This is a genomic window from Paraburkholderia sp. BR13439, from assembly GCF_040948805.1.
Classification (GTDB): domain Bacteria; phylum Pseudomonadota; class Gammaproteobacteria; order Burkholderiales; family Burkholderiaceae; genus Paraburkholderia; species Paraburkholderia youngii.
Map to the genome: position 1 here is coordinate 1 of NZ_JBFPKN010000098.1, position 2,182 is coordinate 2,182.

Here is a 2,182-nt window from a genome sequence, read left to right on the forward strand (position 1 = left end):
ACCGCACCATCGGCACCGCCGGCTGCGCCTCAAGGGCCATCGCAGGCCTTGCCACTGATGGTGGCCGCACTTCACGTGCGCTTGCCGAATGGCGTCGAATTTGAACTCGGCAACGCGAGTCTCGACGAACTGGCGACGATCGTCCAGATGCTGGGGAGGCTACCGTGTTCCGGTTCGACGATGGGCTGAGGGTCTACGTTCACCGCGATCCCGTTGACTTCCGGATGGGCATCAATGGTTTGTCAATCCTCGTCGAGCAGGCGATGTCGCTAAACCCGCTGGACGAGGCCCTGTATGTGTTCGGCAACCGACGTCACGATCGTATCAAGATCATTGCCTGGGATGGCAATGGGTTCTGGCTTCTTCTGAAGCGGCTCGAAGGTCATGATCGCTTTGCGTGGCCCAGCGATGCGGCCGTCGTGACGCTGAGCACCGAGCAATTGGGCTGGCTTCTACAGGGCGTCGACCTCGCCGCCATCAAGAAGCACCCAATGCGATATTACGCCCGTGTGAGCTGAACGCCGACGCAGCATGCCTGTCTAACTGGGCATGCCGATCAATGTCACGATCACCGCCGAGGAACTGAAGGAGTTGCTCGCCGCACGCGACGCACTTGGTGCCGTTCAGCAGGAGCGTGACGAACTGCGCGGCACACTACGGCTGGTGACAGCGGAGCGGGATCTCGCGGAAGAGCGGTTGCGAGCGTACAAGCGCGAACTGTTTGGCGCGTCTAGCGAATCGCGCGAATCGGACCAGCTTGGTCTGTTCAATGAAGCCGAAGCGCTCGCGGTCTCCGGAGGACAGCCCGCGCAGGAAGATACGGCAGATACGGCGGTGTCTGCTCACACACGCAAGAAGCGCGGCCGCAAGCCGCTCGATCCGCGCCTGCCACGCGAGGTTGTCCGGCACGAGCTGCCCGAGTCCGAACGCTTCTGTGGTCACGATGGCCACGCGCTCGTGGAAATCGGCGTTGAGACCAGCGAGCAGCTCGACGTGATTCCAGAGCAGATCCGCGTGATCCAGCATCAACGCGTCAAATACGCGTGCCCGTGTTGCGATCTCGGGATCAAGGTGACGCCACCACCACCGCGAATCATTCCGCGCGGCCTGTTTACCGAATCGGCGCTGGCGTGGATCATCACCGGCAAATACCAGTTCGGTATGCCAATCTATCGTCAGGCCGGGCTCTTGCGACGCTTCGGCGGCGACATCTCGTCGAACACGGTTGCCATCAGCGTTGTGCGGGTTGGGCTTGCGACCCAGCCGGTGATCAACCTGATGCGCGATACGTTGCTCGAAGCAGATCTGATCTATGGCGACGAGACGACCTTCCAGGTGCTCAAGGAGCCTGGGCGCCGACCGCAAACAAAGAGCTACGTCTGGGCGCAAATGAACGGTTCGGGACCACCCATTCGATTGTTCACTTACACGCCCGGGCGCGGTGCAAAACACGCCGCGCAACTCTACGTCGGCGTCAAACCAGGCGCGGCGTTGATGACCGATGGATATGAGCTGTATAGCGGCATCGCGCACGACCATCAACTCGTCCATCTTGGTTGTTGGGCTCATTCAAGGCGCGCGTTCGTCAAGGCGGAGGATACGGTGCCGAAAGCCGCTCGCACTCCGGACCTGCTGTCAACGCGTTTCATCAACCTCATCGGCAAGCTGTTCGCGGCTGAGGCGCGAAGTGCGAAGTGGAACGCCGCTCGCCGGCTGCGATTACGCCGCCGCTATAGCGCCCGCGTGCTCGCCGTCATCGAGCAACTGTTGATTGAGCATCTGCCTGCCGTCGTGCCGGGTAGCATGCTCGGCAAAGCGCTGCAATATCTGAATCGGCAGTGGCACAAGCTGAGCCGCTACGTTGAAAACGGCGACTATCCAATCTCGAACAACGCCTGTGAGAACGAGATCAGGCCGTTCGTCGTAGCGCGCAAGGGCTTTCTGTTTGCCGACACGGTTGCCGGTGCACATGCGAGCGCGAATCTTTACTCGCTGGTCCAGTCGGCAAAAGCCAACGGCATCGATCCATATCGATACCTCAACTGGCTACTCCGATGCCTACCGCTCGCGCAGACCGTCGACGACTACGCCGCGCTTCTTCCCTGGTGCATGCCCGCCGAACTGCGGTAAGTCTATTGCCCTGTTCAACAACTCTGATGGGCGTCGTTAATTGACCGCTTAC

2 protein-coding genes and 1 pseudogene are annotated in these 2,182 nt (G+C 60.7%); all 3 read left to right on the forward strand.

Translation table 11 applies throughout. From position 1 onward, the window contains the following. A pseudogene (locus AB3X96_RS42260) lies at window positions 1-189 on the forward strand (IS66 family insertion sequence element accessory protein TnpB); the annotation flags it as partial. Beyond that, window positions 165-518: an IS66 family insertion sequence element accessory protein TnpB gene (tnpB, locus tag AB3X96_RS42265; RefSeq protein WP_027821158.1), complete on the forward strand. Its 354-nt coding sequence runs from the start codon at window positions 165-167 to the stop codon at window positions 516-518. The pseudogene AB3X96_RS42260 and the gene tnpB, both read left to right, overlap by 25 nt. 31 nt (window positions 519-549) lie before the next feature. Continuing rightward, window positions 550-2,130, forward strand: a complete 1,581-nt coding sequence (locus tag AB3X96_RS42270; protein ID WP_368594381.1) for an IS66 family transposase — start codon at window positions 550-552, stop codon at window positions 2,128-2,130. Window positions 2,131-2,182 lie beyond the last annotated feature (52 nt).

What these genes read in the sequence shown, in the direction of transcription:
- AB3X96_RS42270 (WP_368594381.1), top strand. Translation starts at nt 550, where the DNA reads ATGCCGATCAATGTCACGATCACCGCCGAGGAACTGAAGGAGTTGCTC.